The organism is Amycolatopsis sp. WAC 01376, assembly GCF_003947415.1.
In the GTDB taxonomy this organism is placed as follows: Bacteria; Actinomycetota; Actinomycetes; order Mycobacteriales; family Pseudonocardiaceae; genus Amycolatopsis.
The window spans coordinates 984197-1003683 of the sequence record NZ_QHKL01000001.1; the positions used below are offsets into that span (position 1 = coordinate 984197).

The 19487-nt window shown below is 69.5% G+C and carries 15 protein-coding genes; 8 read left to right on the plus strand and 7 right to left on the minus strand.

Features of this window, described 5'->3' with window-relative positions; translation table 11 throughout:
• The first annotated feature begins 30 nt into the window (after positions 1 to 30).
• The 4 genes from DMH03_RS04640 to DMH03_RS04655 all read left to right on the plus strand — a co-directional run bounded on the left by DMH03_RS04640 (position 31) and on the right by DMH03_RS04655 (position 5602).
• Positions 31 to 1143, plus strand: a complete 1113-nt coding sequence (locus tag DMH03_RS04640) for a DUF6346 domain-containing protein (RefSeq protein WP_125790722.1) — start codon at positions 31 to 33, stop codon at positions 1141 to 1143.
• A gap of 374 nt (positions 1144 to 1517) precedes the next feature.
• Entirely contained in the window at positions 1518 to 2378 is an 861-nt protein-coding gene (locus DMH03_RS04645) for a ribokinase (RefSeq protein WP_125790723.1), read from the plus strand.
• A 68-nt stretch (positions 2379 to 2446) separates the two neighbouring features.
• Entirely contained in the window at positions 2447 to 4081 is a 1635-nt protein-coding gene (gene ptsP / locus DMH03_RS04650; protein WP_125790724.1) for a phosphoenolpyruvate--protein phosphotransferase, read from the plus strand.
• 102 nt (positions 4082 to 4183) lie between these two features.
• Positions 4184 to 5602, plus strand: a complete 1419-nt coding sequence (locus DMH03_RS04655) for an MFS transporter (RefSeq protein ID WP_125790725.1) — start codon at positions 4184 to 4186, stop codon at positions 5600 to 5602.
• On the opposite strand, the gene DMH03_RS04660 is transcribed toward DMH03_RS04655, so the two are convergent.
• Entirely contained in the window at positions 5599 to 6261 is a 663-nt protein-coding gene (locus tag DMH03_RS04660; protein WP_125790726.1) for a DUF1707 domain-containing protein, read from the minus strand. The genes DMH03_RS04655 and DMH03_RS04660 overlap by 4 nt on opposite strands.
• Before the next feature lie 195 nt (positions 6262 to 6456).
• Here DMH03_RS04660 and DMH03_RS04665 point away from each other — a divergent pair, with 195 nt between their 5' ends.
• Positions 6457 to 7383: a hypothetical protein gene (locus DMH03_RS04665; protein ID WP_125790727.1), complete on the plus strand. Its 927-nt coding sequence runs from the start codon at positions 6457 to 6459 to the stop codon at positions 7381 to 7383.
• A gap of 1 nt (position 7384) precedes the next feature.
• Here the strand turns inward: DMH03_RS04665 and DMH03_RS04670 are convergent, their stop codons facing one another.
• From DMH03_RS04670 to DMH03_RS04680, 3 genes are read right to left on the minus strand one after another with little or no spacing between them, the layout of a single operon-like run.
• A complete protein-coding gene (locus tag DMH03_RS04670) occupies positions 7385 to 8044 on the minus strand; it encodes a response regulator transcription factor (protein WP_125790728.1) in 660 nt (219 codons plus the stop codon).
• The gene (gene macS / locus DMH03_RS04675; RefSeq protein ID WP_125790729.1) at positions 8041 to 9207 is read right to left on the minus strand and encodes a MacS family sensor histidine kinase; all 1167 of its coding nucleotides are present in this window, start codon (positions 9205 to 9207) and stop codon (positions 8041 to 8043) included. Before macS ends, DMH03_RS04670 begins: the two co-directional genes overlap by 4 nt.
• Positions 9204 to 10400 (minus strand): AI-2E family transporter, encoded by a 1197-nt coding sequence (locus tag DMH03_RS04680; RefSeq protein WP_125790730.1) that lies wholly within the window; start codon positions 10398 to 10400, stop codon positions 9204 to 9206. Before DMH03_RS04680 ends, macS begins: the two co-directional genes overlap by 4 nt.
• A gap of 273 nt (positions 10401 to 10673) precedes the next feature.
• Here DMH03_RS04680 and DMH03_RS04685 point away from each other — a divergent pair, with 273 nt between their 5' ends.
• Positions 10674 to 11675 carry a hypothetical protein gene (locus DMH03_RS04685; protein ID WP_125790731.1) on the plus strand — a complete coding sequence of 334 codons (1002 nt, stop codon included), beginning with the start codon at positions 10674 to 10676 and terminating at the stop codon, positions 11673 to 11675.
• 193 nt (positions 11676 to 11868) lie between these two features.
• The gene (locus DMH03_RS04690) at positions 11869 to 15105 is read left to right on the plus strand and encodes a PE-PGRS family protein (protein WP_125790732.1); all 3237 of its coding nucleotides are present in this window, start codon (positions 11869 to 11871) and stop codon (positions 15103 to 15105) included.
• 376 nt (positions 15106 to 15481) lie between these two features.
• On the opposite strand, the gene DMH03_RS04695 is transcribed toward DMH03_RS04690, so the two are convergent.
• On the minus strand, positions 15482 to 16675 hold the full coding sequence (locus DMH03_RS04695) for an ROK family transcriptional regulator (protein WP_199748672.1): 1194 nt from the start codon (positions 16673 to 16675) through the stop codon (positions 15482 to 15484).
• 91 nt (positions 16676 to 16766) lie between these two features.
• Here DMH03_RS04695 and DMH03_RS04700 point away from each other — a divergent pair, with 91 nt between their 5' ends.
• Entirely contained in the window at positions 16767 to 17933 is a 1167-nt protein-coding gene (locus tag DMH03_RS04700) for an MFS transporter (protein ID WP_125790733.1), read from the plus strand.
• Positions 17934 to 18287: 354 nt separating this feature from the next.
• On the opposite strand, the gene DMH03_RS04705 is transcribed toward DMH03_RS04700, so the two are convergent.
• Together DMH03_RS04705 and DMH03_RS04710 are read right to left on the minus strand one after the other, a co-directional pair.
• A complete protein-coding gene (locus DMH03_RS04705) occupies positions 18288 to 19058 on the minus strand; it encodes a dioxygenase (protein WP_125790734.1) in 771 nt (256 codons plus the stop codon).
• A 60-nt stretch (positions 19059 to 19118) separates the two neighbouring features.
• The gene (locus DMH03_RS04710) at positions 19119 to 19487 is read right to left on the minus strand and encodes a MarR family transcriptional regulator (RefSeq protein ID WP_125790735.1); all 369 of its coding nucleotides are present in this window, start codon (positions 19485 to 19487) and stop codon (positions 19119 to 19121) included.

The window sequence follows — 19487 nt, forward strand, 5'->3', positions numbered from 1 at the left end:
CGCTGTTCGGAGTTTTCCGGTGAGGCGGATTTGAGTTCCTTCGCCAAGGGCCTGACCGCCTCCTTCGCCGTACTTGTCTTGGCTTTGGGGTTGGCGGTGCTCCCCGCCCTCACGATCCACCGGCTTGCCGCGGCTCCGGCGAGCTTGACCAGTTGGTCTGACGAGGGCAAGGCGGGCACGGCCACGGTGACCGCATGTGCTACCCGCGGCCCGATCGGCCTCGGCGGTGTCGGTTACTACTGGGTTTGCACGGCAGACGTCGTCACTCAGGCTGGCGCGCGGACCGGCATGGAGTTCGAAGGGGAGTTCACGCCGGACGATCAAGGAAAGCCTGTCGCCGTCATGGAAGACGACGGTGAATGGAAGCGTAACGTCGCTCATCCATATTGGTTCTTGGAATACGTCTTAGGTGCCTACTTATTCATCTTCCTCTTCATCGCCGTGATCGTGGCCGGGACTGTTTATCAGGAGTTCAAGAAAGAAGACCCGGACGAAAGTGTTGCGGAGACGAGCAAGGAATCGGTGGATCTGCCGGTGAGGCATCACGAGGCGCACGAGACCAACCCGAACTGGGGGAAGGTGGGGGCAGGCCTGGGGTCGATCTTGGCGGCGTTGGGAATCTTCACCGGCTGGTTGGTCTTCGAGAGCAGGGTCGGTGGATTCTGGGACCCTGCTTACCTCGTCGCTGGAACTTTTCTCGTGGTAGGCGCAGTGATCGTTTACTGCAGCCTTAGAAGAACAGAATCGCTGAAGGAAGCAACGTTCTTCGTCGAGACCGAGGGGCTGAGGGTGTTGACCGACGACGGCGAGGGGCGTCTGCTGGCCTGGTCGTCACTGGAGCGGATCGTCTTCGACCAGCCTCGCGCAGCACGGTTCCGGGATGTCGTTTCGGTCCTGCTCATCCCGACCCCGTCGAAACGCGATGGGCTCCATGCCTGGATCCGAACGTATTTTCGCGGGGGAGGGACGAATCTCGGGTATGAGCTGTCACCTGGGACGCGTCGAGCTACTGCCAGGAAGTTCTCGAACCTGATCGAGCGGCAACAGCCTGGCCTCACCCGATGGCCTCAGGGCGAGATCCGGCGTTGGGGCTTCGGTCTGTTCGGGCTCGTCGATCGATTCCGCCGGGCCAAACAGCAGTAGACGGATCGGATGAAGGCGGATAAGGATCACGAGCCGACAGCCATAGTCGGTTGAACGCCCCGTCAGGCTGAACCGGGGCGCCGCCGGCGCCGATCACTCGGGGGGCTACGTGATCGACGCCGGCGACCCGATGCCCCACTTCCGGCAAGCCGGAATCGGGGCAACGTCACCGCGTGGACGCGGCAACGCATCTCAAGAGCGGGCGTGATCGCCGAAGTGACGTCCGGGGGAAGGTTATCCCCCGAAAGAGTGACGGCGTTCCGCTGCTCGCCTGATTGTCGCACTACGCGCCGAGAAAGTTACAAAGTTCTTCACATCTTCGCCGGGTGAAGGGTCATGACCGGACAACTGCTGGTCATGACATCGTTTCCTCCATGACTTCTCAGGTGCTGGTCATCGGGTCCGCCAATGCCGATCTCGTCGTCCCGGTCGACCGGCGACCTGGGGGTGGCGAAACCGTACTCGGTGGCGACACGGTCTTGTCGCCGGGTGGCAAGGGCGCCAACACGGCGGTCGCCGCGGCGAGGCTCGGCGCCGACGTCGGGTTGCTCGGGGCGGTCGGTGACGATCCGTACGGTGAGTTGCTCAAGCGGTCGCTGGCCGAGTCCGGGGTGAACACGGGTTCGTTGCGCACGAGTGAGCGTCCGACGGGGATCGCGTACATCACGGTCACACCCGACGGCGAGAACTCGATCCTCGTCTCGCCTGGCGCCAATTCCAGTCTGCGGCCCGAGGACATCGATCTCGACGGTGCCGAGATCGTGGTGTTGTCGTTGGAGATCCCGCTCGAAACCGTCGAGCACGCCGTCGCGAAAGCCGTCGAGAATGGTGTGAAGACGCTGTTGAACCTGTCTCCGGCGGCCGAGCTTTCCGCGGAGACGCTTCAGGGGCTCGACGTCCTGTTGGTCAACGAGCATGAGGCGGCCTTCCTGCTCGGTGGCGAGGCCGACTTCCCCAAGTTGCTCGATCTCGGTCCGAAGGCCGCTGTCGTGACGCTCGGCGCGAAGGGGGCGGCGGTGGTGACCGCGGACGGCGTGACGGAGGTGTCGTCGCCGAAGGTCGAGGCTGTCGACACCACGGGCGCCGGTGACGCTTTCGCGGGCGCGCTCGCCACGTCGCTCGCGAAGGGTGAAGGGCTGGCCGACGCGGCGCGCAGGGCGGTGAAGGTGGCGGCGATCACCGTGACCCGCCAGGGTGCGCAGCCGTCGTATCCGACGGCGTCCGAACTGGAATGATGTGTACTTCTGTGTTGTGCTGTCGGCTATGAGTCAGGTCACGCCGCCTATGAGATATGGTCTAGACCATGCCGTCTGAGTCTTTGACCGGGGTCGCCGTCAGTCCCGGCCGCGCGAGCGGTCCTGTCGTCCGGGTCGCCGAACCGCTCGGCGAACCCGCGAGCACGCCGGCACCGGCCGATCCCGCCGCCGAGGCCGCCCGGATCGCTCCGGCCGCACAGATCGTGGCCGGACGACTCGAGAAGCTCGCCGAGACCGCGACCGGTGAGGCCGCGACGATTCTCATCACCACGGCGGCGATGGCGGCCGACCCGGCGCTCGTCTCGTCGGCCGAGCAGCTGGTCAAGGACCAGGGTCTGCCCGCGCCGCGTGCGGTGCACCAGGCGGCGGGCAAGTTCGCCGACGCGCTCGCGTCCGCCGGCGGCTATATGGCCGAGCGCGCTCGCGACGTCCTCGACGTGCGCGACAGGCTTGTCGCCGAGCTGCTCGGCATCGCGCCCCCTGGCGTTCCCGACCTCGAGTCGCCGAGTGTGCTCGTCGCGCGCGACCTCGCGCCCGCCGACACCGCGGGCCTCGACCCGGAGAAGGTGCTCGCGCTCGTCACCGAAGAGGGCGGCCCCACCAGTCATACCGCGATCCTCGCCCGCGCGCTCGGCATTCCCGCCGTCGTCGCGGTCCGCGGTGTCCTCGCGCTCGACGCGCAAGCGCTTGCGGTGGACGGTGACACCGGGGTCGTCGAGCTCGCGGACCCGGACGCCGACGTCGTCACGGCCGCCAAGACCGGCGCGATCGAGTGGAACGGCACCGGCGCGACCGCCGACGGTCACCGCGTGAAGGTGCTCGGCAACGTCGGTTCCGCCACCGACGCCCAGGCCGCCGCCGAAGCGGGTGCCGAGGGCGTCGGCCTCTTCCGCACCGAGTTCTGCTACCTCGACGCGTCCTCCGAGCCGAGCGTCGAAGAGCAGCGCAAGGCCTACACCGCCGTGCTCACACCGTTCCGCGGGAAGCCGGTCATCGTCCGCACCCTCGACGCGGGCGCCGACAAACCCCTCGCCTTCCTGGAGCCCGAGGTCGAGCCCAACCCGGCGCTCGGCGTACGCGGCCTTCGGGTCGCCTTCGATCGGCCCGAGATCCTCGACCGCCAGCTGGAGGCCATCGCCGGTGCCGCGCAGGACTCCGGCGCCGAGGTTTCGGTGATGGCCCCGATGGTCGCCACCGCCGCCGCGGCCGCCTGGTTCGCCGAGCGCGTCCGCGCCGCCGGAATCGCCCGCGCCGGCGTGATGATCGAGATCCCGGCCGCCGCGCTGACCGCCCGCGAAATCCTCGACGCGGTCGACTTCGTCTCCGTCGGCACCAACGACCTCGCGCAGTACACCTTCGCCGCGGATCGCCAGCTCGGCGCGGTCGCCAAGCTCAACGACCCGTGGCAGCCGGGGCTGCTGCGCCTGCTCAAGGTCATCGGCCAGGCCGCGAAGGACACCGGCAAACCCGCCGGTGTCTGCGGTGAGGCCGCCGCCGACCCGCGGCTCGCGCTGGTACTGGCCGGGCTCGGCCTGACCAGCCTCTCGATGAACGCGCCCGCCGTGCGCGCGCGCGGCGCGAGCTTGGCTGCCACGACGCTGGCCGAATGCGAAGCGCTCGCCGACGCGGTCTTGGCCACGACGGATCCCGTCGAGGCCAGGGCAGCCGCCGCCCGGCGATAGCAAAGGTCCCCTGATCCGGAAAAGATCGGGGGGCATGTCGAAATCCGGTCCACCGCTTCGACGCCTTGGTGAAAGACACCGAAGCGACGAAAGGACCGGACCATGACGACCACCATGACCCCGACGCGGGCGGGACGCCGGGAATGGGTCGGGCTGGCCGTGCTGGCCCTGCCCACCTTCCTGGTCTCCCTCGACGTGTTCGTGTTGATCCTCGCGTTGCCGAAGCTCAGCCAGAGCCTCGGCGCCGACAGTGTCCAGCAGCTGTGGATCATGGACGTCTACGGTTTCATGATCGCCGGGTTCATGGTCACGATGGGCACCCTCGGCGACCGCATCGGCCGCCGGAAACTGCTGCTCATCGGCGCCACGGCGTTCGGACTGGCCTCCGTGCTGGCCGCGTTCTCGACCAGCGCGTTGATGCTCATCGTCGCCCGCGCGCTCCTCGGTATCGCCGGTGCGACGCTGGCGCCGTCGACGCTCGCCCTGATCAGCAACCTGTTCCTCGACAGCCGCCAGCGTTCCCTCGCGATCGGCATCTGGGCAGGCTGCTTCACCGTCGGCGCGATCGTCGGGCCGATGGTCGGCGGTGTGCTGCTGGAGCACTTCTGGTGGGGTTCGGTGTTCCTGCTCGGCGTCCCGGCGATGGTGCTGCTGCTCGTGGTCGGCCCGAAGCTCCTGCCCGAGTACCGCAACGAGAACGCCGGCCGCGTCGACCTGCCGAGTGTCGTGCTCTCGCTGGTCACGATCCTGCCCGCGGTCTACGGCATCAAGGAACTCGCCCGCGACGGCGTCCACGTGGTCCCGGCGGCCTCGCTCCTGATCGGTCTCGGCTTCGGTGTGGTGTTCGTGCGGCGCCAGCGAATCCTCCAGGATCCGCTGATCGACCTGACGTTGTTCCGCGCCCGTGCGTTCACGACGGCGATCGGCGGGATGTGCGCGTTCACCATGCTGGGTGGCACGACCATGCTCTTCGTCGCGCAGTTCTTCCAGATCGTGCTGGAGCTTTCGCCGGTCGGCGCCGCGCTGGCGTTGCTGCCGGGCATGCTCGCCTCGACCGTCAGCTTCCTCGGGGCGCCGATCCTGGCCCGCCGCGTCCGTCCCGCCACGCTGATCGCGACGGGGCTGGCCGGCGCTGTCGGCGGGTTCCTGCTGCTGACGCAGGTCGAGGCCGGTGCGGGTCCGGTGATCCCGTCGATCGCCTTCGCCATCACCTGCCTGTGCGGCGGCCCGCTGGTCACCCTCGGCACGGATCTGGTCGTCGGCTCCGTGCCGCCGGAGAAGGCCGGTTCGGCGGCCTCGCTTTCGCAGACCGGCAACGAATTCGGCTACGCGCTGGGCATCGCGACCGTCGGGACGCTGGGCAACGCCGTCACGCAGTCCCGGCTGGCCGACGCGGTTCCCGCGCACGACGCGTTCGCCAGCGGGATGCACGCGGTGTCCGGGCTGGCCGCGCTGGTGCTGGCCGCGGTCGCGTACTTCGTGCTCCGGCACCTCCGCCACGTCCGCCCGGTCGGCGCCTAACCGAAGAAGCCCCGCCGCGGGTACTTGATGATCAGCGACCCCCCGTGCACGCGCCCGGTGATGACGAACCGGGGCGTGCCGGGGCGGCCGTTCGACCGTGTCCGGTCGTCGAGGTTGCCGAACTTGATGTCGGTGATCGAGTTGGTGTCGACGGCGCCGTCCTCGGGGATGGTGATCTCCACCGGACCCCATTTGGCCTGAAGTTCGATATGCACGACCGGATGCCGGATCTCGGCCTGGGAGAAGTCCAGTTTCGTGGCGCCGTACTTGTTCCGGATCACCATCGACTCGGGGACCAGCCAGTTCCCGTTGCGCTGCAACGCCGAGTACTTGCCGTTGAGCTCCATGACCTGCCCGGACGACTGCGCGTAGGCGTGCTGCGCAGGCGGCGACCACGGGTTCTGCTGCTGCCGCGGCACCATTCCCGCTTCGGGATGCACCAGCCCCGGCAGATCCGTGAGCACCGCGTTCAGCTCGCCGCGGGTCTTGGAGGCGAGGGCGCGGTCGGTCCGTTCGGTGAATTCGTCGAGGTTCAGCATCCCGAGGCCGATCGCCTTCTGCAGGACTTCGATGACGTGTTCGCGTTCCGCGTCGGAGACCCGGATGTCCCGCCCGGTCAACGGCTTGGTTTCGGTCACCGGCTGCTCTTCCTCGCCCATGCCTGGAATGGTAGAACCGGATCTCACGCGCGAGATCGGGGAAATACCCTGAACAGACCCGCATTTCTTCCCTGGGCCGCTCTGCTGGCGGCGTCCCTCCTGCTGACCGGTTGCGATTTCGGCGGCAAGGCGAACCCGCCGGAGGCCATTCCGACGCCGACGGCCCCACCAGCGTCGAAACTCGAAGGCGAACCGGTGGACTACAACGGTCTCCGGCTCGTCATGTCGACTTCGCCGCCTTCGATGCTCGATCCCGCCACCGGCGTCACCACCCCGCTTCCGGGTGCTCCGGCCGGGGACCGGGTCAACGACGTCCTCCGCGTCGGCAAGTTCCCGGTCGTGCTGTCGGCCGCGCGTTGCGGGCCGTCTTGCCTGGAGCCGTCCGAAGTCCTCGTCTACGGCGATCCCAAGAACCAGCCGTGGAAGCTGGGCAAGGCCCGCAGCGTCGCCCCGGCCGCCGACGAGAGCGGCGTCTGGCTGATCCGCGACGACGGCGGCGACCTCTGCCGCCTCCAATACGTCTCCCTGCTCGGCGCGGAGCGGGATCGCGGCCGTCCGGCGAGCTGTACGACAGCCGTTCGCCAAGAGGTACCGAAGGGCCTGCTGATCACGGTGAACAGCGGGACGGCCAGTGCCGAGGACGTGCTGATCGACCCCGCGACGGGCCGAGCCCTGCACCAGTTCCCCCGGGTGCTGGCGGTCACCAAGGAGCGGATGCTGCTGGCCGAGCTGACCAAGTTCTCCGTGCTCGACCTGCGCAACGATCAACGGATGCCGGTCGAGCGGCCGGTGGCCAACGGCATGCCCGGCATGGTGGTGCCGAGTCGCGACGGCCACAAGGTCGCCGTGCTCTTCGGTGACCCCGCCTGGGCCGGGACCGCGACGCAGACCGCGGACGTCTGGGTGCTCGCCCTCGACACCCTGGCCTGGACGCACGCGCCCTCGATGCCGATCGCGACCCCGCTCAAGCAGGTCGCGATCGAATGGACCGAGGACGACAGCCTGGTGATCGCCACCGACGTCGTCGCGAACTGGCGCCTCGATCGGCCGCGGTGGACGGTCGTCAAGACGCCCTTGCCCGCCGAGCGGAACCAGCGGGTCGTGGCCATCGCGCAGAGCTGAGCTATTCCACGTCCAACCCGTGCTCGATGGCGTAGCGAGCCAGTTCGACACGGTTGTGCAGCTGGAGTTTCCGCAGCGTGGACTGGACGTGGTTCTCCACCGTCCGATGCGACAGCACGAGCTTCTCGGCGATCTGCCGCGCCGTCATCCCCTTCGCGACCAGGCGCAGGACGTCGGTCTCGCGTTCGGTCAGCCGCGGCGGCGCGGGCCCGTCGTCCGGGGCGTCGGCCATGCGGCGGTACTCGCCGAGGACGAGACCGGCGAGTCCGGCGGTGAACACCGGGTCGCCCGCCGCGGTCCGCTTGACCGCGTCCACGAGCTCGGTCGCCGAAGCCGATTTGACCAGATACCCGGAGGCCCCGGCCTTCACCGCCTCGAGGACGTCGCTGTGCTCGCCGCTCGCGGACAGCACCAGCACCTTCGTCGACGGCAGTTCCGCGGTGATCTCGCGGGTGGCGTCGACCCCCGACGTCTCGCCGAGGTTGAGGTCCATCAGGACGACGTCCGGCCGGACCGTCCGCGCGATCCGCACCGCGGCGGGCGCGTCCGGCGCGGTGGCCCGCACGTCGAAACCGTGTTCGGCCAGGTCGCGCGCGACCCCGTCCCGCCACATCGGATGATCGTCGACCACCATCACCGAGACCTGAGCCTCACCGGTCATCGCTTTCCCCTCGCCGCGACTGGAACCTTGACTTCCCATTCCGTGCCCTGGCCGGGCGCGGTGTCGAGGGCGGCGCTTCCGCCCAGATCCCGCACCCGTCCCTTGATGGACTCCGCGATACCTAGATGTCCCTCGGCCGCCGCTCGTTCCAGAACGCCGGGCGCGATTCCGGGGCCGTCGTCGCGGACGCTGACGACGACCTCGGTGCCGAGGTCCTCCAGCAGCACCCAGGCGTGCGCGTCTTCGCCCGCGTGTTTTTCGACGTTCGACAGCGCCTCGCGTGCCACGGCCACCAGTTCCGCGGTCACGTGCTCGGGTAATTGGACCTCACCCGCGGGGGTCGACACCTGCACGGACGGCGTCGCGAGCAGTTGCAGCGCGGCCCGGAGGTCGGTCGTCCCGTTCTCGCTCGAACGCGTCGGTTCGGTGGTGACCAAGGCCCGCAGCGCGATCTCCTGCTCGCCTGCCAGTTTCGCCAGCTCGGCGGCCTCCCCGCCGAATTCGGCGCCGCGTTTGCGCACCCGCGCGAGCACCTGCAGGACGCTGTCGTGGATCGAGCGGGCGAGCCGCTCCCGTTCGGCCGTCGCGGCCTCCATGCGCAACGCCCTGGTCAGCGCGTCGGCGGACCGGCGGGCCATGGTCGCGGCGAGACCGATCACGAAGCCGCTCGCGGTCAGCAGGAAGCCGTCCAGCGCGACGTCGACGTCGAACCGCCAGCGCACCAGCCCGGTGACCACCGAGACCACCAGTCCGGCGAGCACGCCGCCGACGGCGCCGAACCGCGTCCCGGCGGCCGCGGGCGGGACGGCCGCCCACACCGTCGTGATGAGCGGGGTGCTGGCGTCGAACTGCGCGGTGGTCAGGATCCACGCAGAGGTGAACATGAGGACGGCGGTCACCACGAGGTCGACGCCGACCAGCCACGGCCAGCGGCTCGACGGCCGCGCGTAGAACACGCTGCTCAGCACCGTCCACACCGTCATCGCGCCGAACGCGGTCCACGCGAGCCACTTATTCGCGTAGCCGTCGTAGTGGACGATGAACGAGCCCAGCGCGAAGAGCAGCGTCGTCACCCGAAGCACGATCACCCCGCGCCACAACGGGGTGACCGGGTCCCGCGTGCCGAGCGCCGAGACGGCGCGCCAGAGCGGGGTCTCGGTCATGACTTGGCTTCGGACTCTTCCCCGGAATCGTTCGGCTGCGCCGCCTGATCCCGCAGGACGTCGATCTCGGCCGGATCGGGATCGTGTTCGTGCAGCAGCGACCGGATCCCCGCGTTGAGCACCGCGAGCAGCGGCACCGAAAGCAGCGCGCCGGCGATCCCGGCGGTGACCAGACCGGCGGTGATCGCGAGCACCACGGCGAGCGGGTGCAGCTTCACCGCGCGGCCGAGCAGGATCGGCTGCAGCACGTGGCTTTCCAGCTGCATGACGCCGATGACGATGGCCAGCACGATCAGCGCGCCGACGACGCCCTTGGTCACCAGCGCGATCAGCACCGCGACCGCGCCCGCGATCACGGCACCGATGATCGGGATGAAGGCGCCGAGGAATACCAGCGTCGCCAGCGGGATCACCAGCGGCACGCCGACGATCGCCAGCCCGATACCGATGCCGACCGCGTCGACCACGGCCACCGCCGCCGTCGCGCGCACGTAGCTGACCAGCGACGCGAACCCGCGGCGCCCGGCGACGTCGACCCGGTTGCGCACGCGCCCCGGAACGCCGCGGACGAGGAACTTCCAGATCTGGTCGCCGCCGGAGAGGAAGAAGATGAGGATGAACAGCGTCAGGATGAAGCCCGTGACGATCTCGCCGACCGTGCCCGCGGTGGTGAGCGCGGTGGTGGTGATCGACGCCTGGTTGTTCTGCAGGAAGCTGATCGCCTGGTTGATGAACTCCTGGATCTGCTCCTGCCGCAGGTGCAGCGGCCCGTCGATGAGCCAGACCTTGATCTGGTTGAGGCTCTCCGTCAGCTGCTTCTGCAGTTCCGGCAGGCCGGAGGAGAACTGCGCGACGACGAACGTCAGCAGCCCGCCGAGTACCGCGAGCCCGGCGATCAGCACTATCCCGGCCGCGAGCCCGCGAGGGAACTTCAGCGTCGTCAGCTTGGAGACCGCCGGCGCGAGCAGCGCGGCGAGCAGCAACGCGATCGACAGCGGGATCACGACGACCGACAGATAGCCGATCAGGAACACGATGACGTAGAGCGCGGCGATCACCACGATGAAGCGCCAGGACAACGCCGCGCCGATCCGCAGGCCGCGGGGCACGAGATTGGTGACGTCCTCGGTGGACTCGGAGAGGAACGGGTTCGCCGGGTCGAATTCCGGTTGTTTGCGCTGGGGCTCGCTCACGGGCACACCGTATCGGTCCGAGGCGACGTTTCCTGAACATTCCAGGCAACGCGCGGGGGGCGAATTCGCCCGATGCGACGCTTGACACACCGCCAAGGGATCAACTCGGGAGTAACCCGGTGCCGCCAGCGCCGATCACGCATCGTGATTTCGGGCTACACCCTGTGTTCTTCACACGATCGTGCCATCAAGGTGGTTCAAAGTCGCGCCGGGCTTCCGCACTTTGCTTATGTCGGTCCCGCAACGACCGAGCCGAGGCGAGAAGGAGACCGAGTGACGAACGCGGCGAAGAACGAGGGGCGGGGCGCGGCGCGCTTCGGCCGTCTCGCTTCGCGTGCGCTGTTCGTCATCGGTGGTGCCGTCGCCGGTTCGGCCGCCGCGTGGGCTGTTTCCGGCGCTTCCGCTTCCGCGGACATCGCCCCGGTGGTCTCCGCTCCCGAGACGAGCGTCACCCCGGTCACCGACGCCACCGCGGCGGGTTTGACCGACGTTTCCCGCGGTACCTCGAAGTTCGCGGGCGACGTCGCCGGTGCGATGTGCGGTGGCCGGCACCAGGAAGCCACCACGTGGTCGATGCCGGACGAGACCGGATCCGCCCCCTCGAAGCACCACTGCGGCGACATCCGTGCCGACGAGCACGAGGTCTCCACCCGCGTCAGCGACGCGGTCACCGACTTCGCGGACAACTCGGTCGTCACCCCGGTCAAGCGCACCCTCGGCGCCGTCGAGCACATCGTGCGCAAGCCGCAGGACACCCGCCAGGTGCTGGACGAGACCTTCGCCCCGTCACCCGACTTCGGCCGCAAGGTCTGGGACCTCCTCGACCCGAACGGACACGGCGTTCCGGAGCTCCCGGTCAGTGGCGGTCCGGTCGACCCGGACTCGCCGCTGGACACCATCGGCGCCGGGGACCAGGTCACCGACTTCGCGCAGCTGGCAACGACGCAGTTCCCCGCTTCCTCCGAGACCGTCCTCCCGATGCCGGCCTTCGTGCAGCAGCACGGTGCCTTCGATCAGGTCGAGGACGTTCCTTCCCGTGACGGTCACCGCGGCGACTTCCCGCGTCCGTTCACCCCGGCGCCGCTTCCTTCCGCGCCGTCCTTCCCGACTGTCCCCGGCGGCTCCGCCCCCGGTGGTCACCTCGACGGCCTGACCCACGGCGTTCCCGCCTGGGTCGCCGCCGCCGTCGAGCGTTCCCTGACCGGCTACTCGCTGGCAGGCACGCGGTACATGCCGCTCACCCCGGGCTCGCAGCCCGGCGTCACTCCCGACTGAACACCTCCCTCCGCGGGGTAGCCGACGCGCCTCACGCCTCCCGATTCCGGGCTTGGCTTCGCGTCCGCTCCTGATCCCCCGCGAAACGGCGGTGCGCTTTGTCGCGCCCGCAATCGCTCCACCCCCTCTGGTGCCGCTTGAAAGGCACCTCTCTGAACCCGAAAGGGAACCCGAAATGAAGGAGAAAAACCCCATGCAATCCTGGGCAAAGCGCGGACTCCAGACCGCGTTGGTCACGGGTGGGTTGTTGATGCTGGGCACCGGCATCGCCTCGGCTGACGAACACGTCAACCCCGACACCCCGGCCTCCCCGCTCGACGCGAACGTCACCGTTCCCATCGAGGTCGACAACAACGCCGTTGGCACGCCCCTCGGCCAGGCCGACCTCCCCGGCTACAAGGGCGAGATCAGCACCAAGGCCGTCACCAAGCCCGTCTCGGACGCGCTGGACTCGGCTTCCTCGCCGGGCAGCAGCACCGATGGCGTCGGCGGCGGGCTTCCGTCCCTCCCGACCACCGGCGCCGTCCCCGCGCCGCTGGCCGCCAAGGACTCGGCCCGTCAGGTCAGCGGTGGGATGACCGAGGGTGGCTTCACCACCACGGACGACATCCTCAAGGGCAACAAGGTCGTCGGTGACGTCGTCGTCCCGATCCAGATCGTCGACAACGCCATCGGCGTGATCGGCGACGCCGAGGTCGAGGGTGGCACCCACGACCAGACCTGGTCGCACAACCAGGACATCGAGACCACCGGTGAGGACTCCAGCCTCGCCGGGAACGTCGTGTCCCTCGACTGGGCGCTGCCCGTGCAGATCGCCGGCAACGCCGGCGGGCTCGCCGGTGGCACCGGCCGCGTGGTCGGCGGTTCCGCCAGCCAGAGCACCACCGAGACCGGCAACATCACCACCGACGGCGAGGGCTCCGCCCTGTCCGGCAACGTGCTGGCCGGCCAGTTCGCCACCCCGGTCCAGGTCACCGGCAACGCCGCTTCCTGGATCATCGGCAACGCCAACAGCTCCGGCTACGAGGCCGAGACCGAGGCCACCTCCGGCGGCTGGGTCGAGACCGACGGTGACGACTCCGCCCTCGGCGGCAACGTCGGCGCGGTGCCGATCGCCCTCCCGGTGAAGGTCAACGACAACGCGGCCGCCGCGTGGGGTTCGCTCGCGAACTCCAACAGCAGCTCGTCGGCGGACGCCACCGCCGGTGACACCACCCCGGGCTGGAGCAACGTCCCCAGCTACGTGCAGACCTCCGGCGAGGACTCGGCCGTCGCGGGTAACGCGATCGTGCCGCAGACGGCGGACGTCGCGAACGTCGGCGGCGTGGCCGCCAGCTGGATCGGGCTCGCGAACACCGGCACCGAGGGCGGGACCAGCCAGTCCAGCACCGTCGACGCCGGTGGCTTCGTCAGCTCCGAGGGCGAAGGCTCCGCCGGTGGCGGCAACATCGTCGACCCGGCCGTGGCCGCTCCCGTCGAGGTGACCTGCATCGCGGGCACCTACATCGGCAGCGCCAACGTCGCCTCGTGCGAGAACACCGTCGACGCGAACGCCGGCAACGGCAGCCACACCACGGGTGACGACTCCACCCTGGCGGGCAACATCGTCAACACCCAGGCCGCGCTGGCCCCCGAGGTGTTCGGCGTCGCCGGCTCGCACATCGGACAGGCGACCGCCGAGGCGTCCGAGACGAAGACCGTGACCGCCGGTGCGTACGACGGCACCACGGGCAACGACTCGTCCGGCTCGGGCAACATCGTCCAGGTCCCGGCCGCCGTCCCGGCCGAGGTCTTCGGCGTCGGTGGCTCGTTCATCGGTCAGAGCACCGCCTCGGCCGAGGAGACCAAGGTCGTCTCCGGTGGCGGCGGCGGGAACACCGCCGACGACAACGGCTTCCTCAGCTCCAACCTGGCGACCACGCCGGTTTCGCTGCCGGTGCAGGCGTTCGGGATCGGTGGCGCGTTCATCGGCCAGGGCCACGGTGGCGCCGACGGCGACACCACGTCCAACGCGGGCGGCGACGTCCACGCGACCGGTGACGGTGGCGCGGGCTCGGGCAACCTGGTCTACGGCCCGGTCTCCCTGCCGGTCCAGGCGCACAACTTCGCCGCTGTGCTCGGCGGAATCGCCTCGGGCGAGGGCACCAACCTCACCGACTCGAACGCGGGCGGCGACGCCACCGCCAATGGTGAAGAAGGCGCGCTGGCGGGCAACATCGTCCAGTCGCCGATCGGTGGCGCGGTCCCGGTGACCGGGCACGGCATCGCCGGTGCGGGCATCGCCGAGGGCGACAGCGTCAGCGACGTCCTGTCGGAGGCCGGCGGCGACGCCACCACCACCGGTGACGAGGGCGCTGTCTCGGGCAACATCATCGGCGCGCAGGCGCTGCCGATCGTGCCCGTCACGCACGACGCGGTCGCGGCGGCCGGTCTCGCCGACGCCGAAGGCTCCAACACCGTCGACGCGCTTTCGGGCGGCGACGTGGAGACCTCGGGTCTCGACGGATCGCTCTCGGGCAACATCCTCGACATCCCGGCCGCGGCCGACCCCGAGGTGTTCGGCAACGCCATCGCGGCGGCCGGCGGCGTGTCCGAGACCGAAGCGGACAGCTTCATCACCGGCCAGGCCGGTGGCGACAGCATCACCGACGGCAGCGGAGAGGCCCTCTCGGGCTTCAACTTCCACCACCCGCTGGTCTTCGTGATCCCGGTGAACGAGCTCGAAATCCCGATCCTCGCGATCGCGGACGAGAACGCGACGGACAACACCGAGATCAACGACGAGGACTACACCCGCGCCTTCACCGACACGGTCGGTTCGGAGATGCCGATCGACGCGCTGCCCACGCTGCCCTTCGGCGCTCCCGCGGTTCCGTCGATGAACGGTGCCGGCGCCCTGCCGACCACCCCGGCGATCGGTGGCGCCCGCGCCGACGGTCCCCAGGTGGCCACCCTGCCCGTGCAGGTGGCAGGCCTGACCGCGCTGAAGCAGCTGACCGCCGTCCCGACGGCGCTGCCGAAGTCGGAACTGCCCGAGCTGCCCGGCACCCCGGCGCTGCCCGGTGTCCCGGCCCTGCCGAAGGCCCCGGGTCTGCCCGGTGACGCCGCTCGTGCGGACGCCCCCAAGCTCGCCCAGCTGCCGGCCCTCCCGGCGCTGAACGGGCTGCCCACCGCGGGTGGCCTGCCGACCGCCGGCAACCTGCCGGTGCAGCTCCCCACGGCCGGCGCCCTGCCGACCGCGGGTGCGCTGCCCACCGCCGGTGCGCTGCCGGTGCAGGTGCCCACCACGGGCACCCTGCCCGCGGTGAACAACACCCCGGCGATGCCGACCGCGCAGGTCCCGGCTCTGGCGGGCGTCGACTCGTCGCCGCTGAGCATGTTCCAGCGTTTCATCGGCTCCCTGACCGGCAAGAAGTTCCACACCATGTGAACCTGCCAGTCGGCTAGCGCCACTGAATGAACCGAAGCGGGCCCGGGAGACACTCCCGGGCCCGCTTTGTGTTGCGGTTTCACGAGCAGCTGGAACCGGTGTCGTACCGATACGGTGATGAAGGCGAGGGGGGAGGATTTGGGACGTTGAACGTCCTGAATCTTCCCCGCAAGGCTGGAGAGTGGAGCAGCTTGGCGACGATGTAGGAATTGGGACGCTGAAGGTCCCAATTCCTACATCGTCAGCCTTTGGTCCGCCCTAACGCGAGTAGACCCAGGGGTGAAGGCGTCCTTCGGTGCTTCGGACGCGGCGAAGGGAGCCCTCACCTCACCACCGGCCCCACTCACGACCAGCTGGACCGACGCCTCACCGCAGCTCACTCGGATCCAGGCGTGAACAGCGCGTCCTGAGCGGCGCCCATCGCGGTGAGCACCGCGCCTTCCAGCACGCCGCTCCCGCCGACGGTCCCCGCCCGCACCTCGGTCCGCAGCGGCGAGATCTCCGCGAGCCGACGGCTCACGCGGGCGGCGAACGCTTCGCCACCGGCGCGGCCGATCTCCCCGCCCAGCACGAGACAACCCGGGTCCAGTACCGCGGTGACCGCGGCGGCGCCGATCGCGATCCGCTCCGCGACGATCCCCAGGAACTCCTCGGACTCGGCGTCGATCGCGTATCCGACAGCCGCTGCGGCCGCTTCGGCGTTGTCGGCCGACGACGCCGGGATGCCGTGCTCGCGGGCGAGTTCGCAGATCGCGGCGCTGCCCGCGAGGGTGTGGAAGCCGCCGTCGCAGTCGGTCGCCGTCGGGAGCCGTCCCGGGCCCAGCATCGGCAGGAACCCGATCTCCCCCGCGCCGCCCGACGCGCCCCGCCGCAGCGAACCGTCGAGGACGACCGCCGCGCCGACGCCGAAACCCAGCCACAGCAGGACGAACGTGTCCCGATCGCGGGCGGCGCCGAGCCGTTGCTCGGCGGCGGCCGCGAGGTTGACCTCGTTCTCCAGCAGCACCGGGACACCCAGCCGTCGCCGGAGTTCGTCGACGAGTTTCCCGTGCCACGCGGGTAATCCCCCGGCGTGCCGCAGGCCGCCGGTCGCCGGGTCGACCAGGCCGGGAGCGCCGACGGCGATCGTGTGCAGCGCTGTCGCACCCGCTTCGGCGGTGGTGGCTTCCAGTAGGTCGATCGCGCGCTCGACGGCCACGTCGGTGTCGATGTCCAGCTCGAACGGCAGCGAGGCTTCCGCGCGGGTCCGGCCAAGGAGGTCCGCGACCGAAACGGCGATGCCGTGCGTGCGGACGTCGAGTCCGGCGAGGTACGCGCGTCCGGCGACGATGCCGTACAGCTTCGCGTTCGGGCCGCGGCGTTCCGCGCCCGCCTCGCCGACGATCTCGATCAGCCCCGCGTCCTGAAGGCGTTCGACGAGGTCGGCCACCGTCGGCCGGGAAAGCCCGGTCAACGTCTTGAGCTGGGCGGCCGTCAGCGAACCCTCGCGTTGGAGCAGGTCGAGCGCGAGACGGTCGTTGATGGCACGCGCGGTACTCGGGGAGGCGGACGGCATCCGGATGACACTCACCGGCAGATCCTCCCAGAATTAATTATCAGGTTCCCTTCCTGATAGTTTACGCTGACGCCCGTCGAGTCGTTTCGTGGACCTTGGGGGCCCAGTGACCAACACAGTGGAAACCGTCGGCGGGCCGACGCGGCGGGTGCGGCAGGCGCGGATCGCCATCGCCGCCGTCTTCGCCGTGCACGGCGCGGTGACCGGCAGTTTCGCCACCCGGATCCCGTGGATCCAGGAACACGCGGGGATCAGCGCGGGCCAGCTCGGGCTCGCGCTCGCCTTCCCCGCCATCGGTGCCTCGCTCACCATGCCGCTCGCCGCGCGGATCGGGCACCGGCTCGGCGGCAGGCTGGGGCTCCGGTTGCTGCTCGCCTACTGGACGCTGGCGCTGATCCTGCCGTCCCTGGCGGGAAACCTCTTCACCCTGTGCCTCGCGCTGTTCGTCATGGGCACCGCGGCGGGCACCTCGGACGTGCTGATGAACGCTCTCGGCGTCGACGTCGAGGAGAAGATGGGCAAGTCGGTGATGTCGGGACTGCACGGCATGTGGACCACGGGCGCGCTCGTCGGTTCCGCCGCGGGCACGCTCGCCGCACACACGGCGCTGGACGCGCGGATCCACTTCGTGATCGTGTCCGCCGTGCTCACCGTCGCCGGCGCGGTCGTCTGCCAAGGCGTGTTCGACGTCCGCAGCGCCCCCGACGAGCATCCGCCGCCGAGGTTCGCGCTGCCGCCGAAGTCGGCCGTGATCATCGGTGCCGTCGCGTTCTGCGCCGTTTTCGCCGAGGGCGCGAGCCTCGACTGGTCCGCCGTCTACCTGCGTGACGTCCTCGGCACCTCGCCGGGCATCGCGGCCGCGTCGACCACCGCGTTCACCTGCACGATGGCGGTGGCCCGTCTCTCGGGTGACGCGCTGGTGCGGCGCTTCGGCTCGGTCAAGACCGTCCGCGCGGGCGGTGTCTTCGCGACCGCGGGCGGTCTGCTGGTCGTCTTCGCCGCCCATCCGGTGATGGCGATGGGCGGCTTCGCGTTGATCGGGCTCGGCGTCTCCGTCGTCGTGCCGCTCGCCTTCGCGGCGGCCGGACGCAGCGGGCCGACGCCGAGCCAGTCGATCGCGGGCGTCGCGACCATCACCTACTCGTCGGGTCTCGTCGCGCCGTCGCTGATCGGCGGGATCGCCGACCTGACGTCGCTGACCGTGTCGTTCGGGGTGGTCACGCTGCTGGCGCTCGGCCTGGTGGCGGGCGCCGGAGTGCTCCGGTCCCGCTAGCCGAACTGGAGGGTCCCGACAAACTCGAGATCTTGCAGGTCAGGCGACTATTCCTGCACTGTTGGCAGGCCTGATTCCGGGCGCCGGCGGGGCTTCAGTGTCCACAAGGGACTCCGCCAGGCGATTGAGTGTCCGATTGATGCCGCTATGTGCGGTTCTGCGAGGGGTCGTGAGTGGCAATGAGGGTTAGAGCAACAAAAATCACTCACGACCCCTCGTGAAACCGTACAAGTCAACCCAAATCGGGCGTGGATAGTCAAGAGCCGGGTGAGGTTCCTTGCGGGAGCCTGCTCTTGTCGGGTCCACCGCGACACGTTCGCCTTGTCCCGCTCTAGCGGCGGAGCCGACCAGCAGTTAGCCGAACTGGAGGGAACGCTTGGCGAGGCCGTGCCAGTAGCCGTCGATGACGGTTTCGCCTTTCCCTTCCGAAGAGCTCGCGCCGAGCGAGACGAACAGGGGCGCGAAGTGTTCGATCCTGGGGTGCGCGATGGCCGCGGCGGGGGCCTTGTGCTGGAAGTCCAGCAACGCGTCGAGGTCGCCCTCGCGCAGCGTTTCCGCACCCCAGTGGTCGAATTCGCTCGACCACGACGGCGGCGCCCCGTCGGTGCCGTCGGTCTGGCTCATCGCGCTCAGGTTGTGGGTGAAGAAGCCGCTGCCGATGATCAGCACGCCCTCGTCGCGCAGCGGCGCGAGCTTCCGGCCGAGGTCGAACAGCTCGCGCGGGTCCAGCGACGGCATGGACACCTGGAGCACGGGGATGTCGGCGTCCGGATACATCTCCACGAGCGGGACGTACGCGCCGTGGTCGAGGCCGCGGTCGGGTGCGTCGTGGACCGGCGTCTGGGACGAACGCAGGAGTTTGCGCACCCTGTCCGCCAGCTCTGGAGCGCCGGGCGCGGCGTATTTCACCTGGTAGTAGCGATCCGGGAAGCCCCAGAAGTCGTAGACCAGTGGCACCGTGGTGGTGGCGCCGAGGGTCAGCGGTGCCTCTTCCCAGTGCGCGGAGACGACGAGGATCGCCTTCGGCTTTTCGAGGTCCGCGGACCAGCCGGCGAGCTGGCTGGTCCAGGTGGCGTCGTCGGCGAGCGGCGGCGCGCCGTGGCTGAGGTAGAGCACCGGCGTCATGTCAGCTCCAGGTGTTTGAACTTTCAACTACCAGGATAGACGACGTCGCCGGGTTCCGCCTTATTCCCGCGCGAGGTTCGCCGCCATGCGTTCGAGCACGCCGACCGTCGTCCGGTAGTCGTCGTCGCCGATGCCTTCGGTCGCGCGTGAGCGGAACTCGCCGACCTTGGCCTTCAGTCGGTGGTGTGCCTCCCTGCCGACTTCGGTCAAGGCGCCTTCGGCGTCGACCCAGCCGCGAGCGTGCAGGTCGGCGACGGTTTCCCGCAGGTCTCCGAACGGCGACAGCGCCTCGTCGACGGAGGCTCCGCTGTCGATCGTGTTCAGGACCTGCCAGTGGCGACGGGTCAGCGCTTCGGTGGCGAGGACCTGCTCCAGGGAAGATTCGAGGGCCTGGTGAAGGTGGGCGAACCAGAATCCGATGGGCTTCAT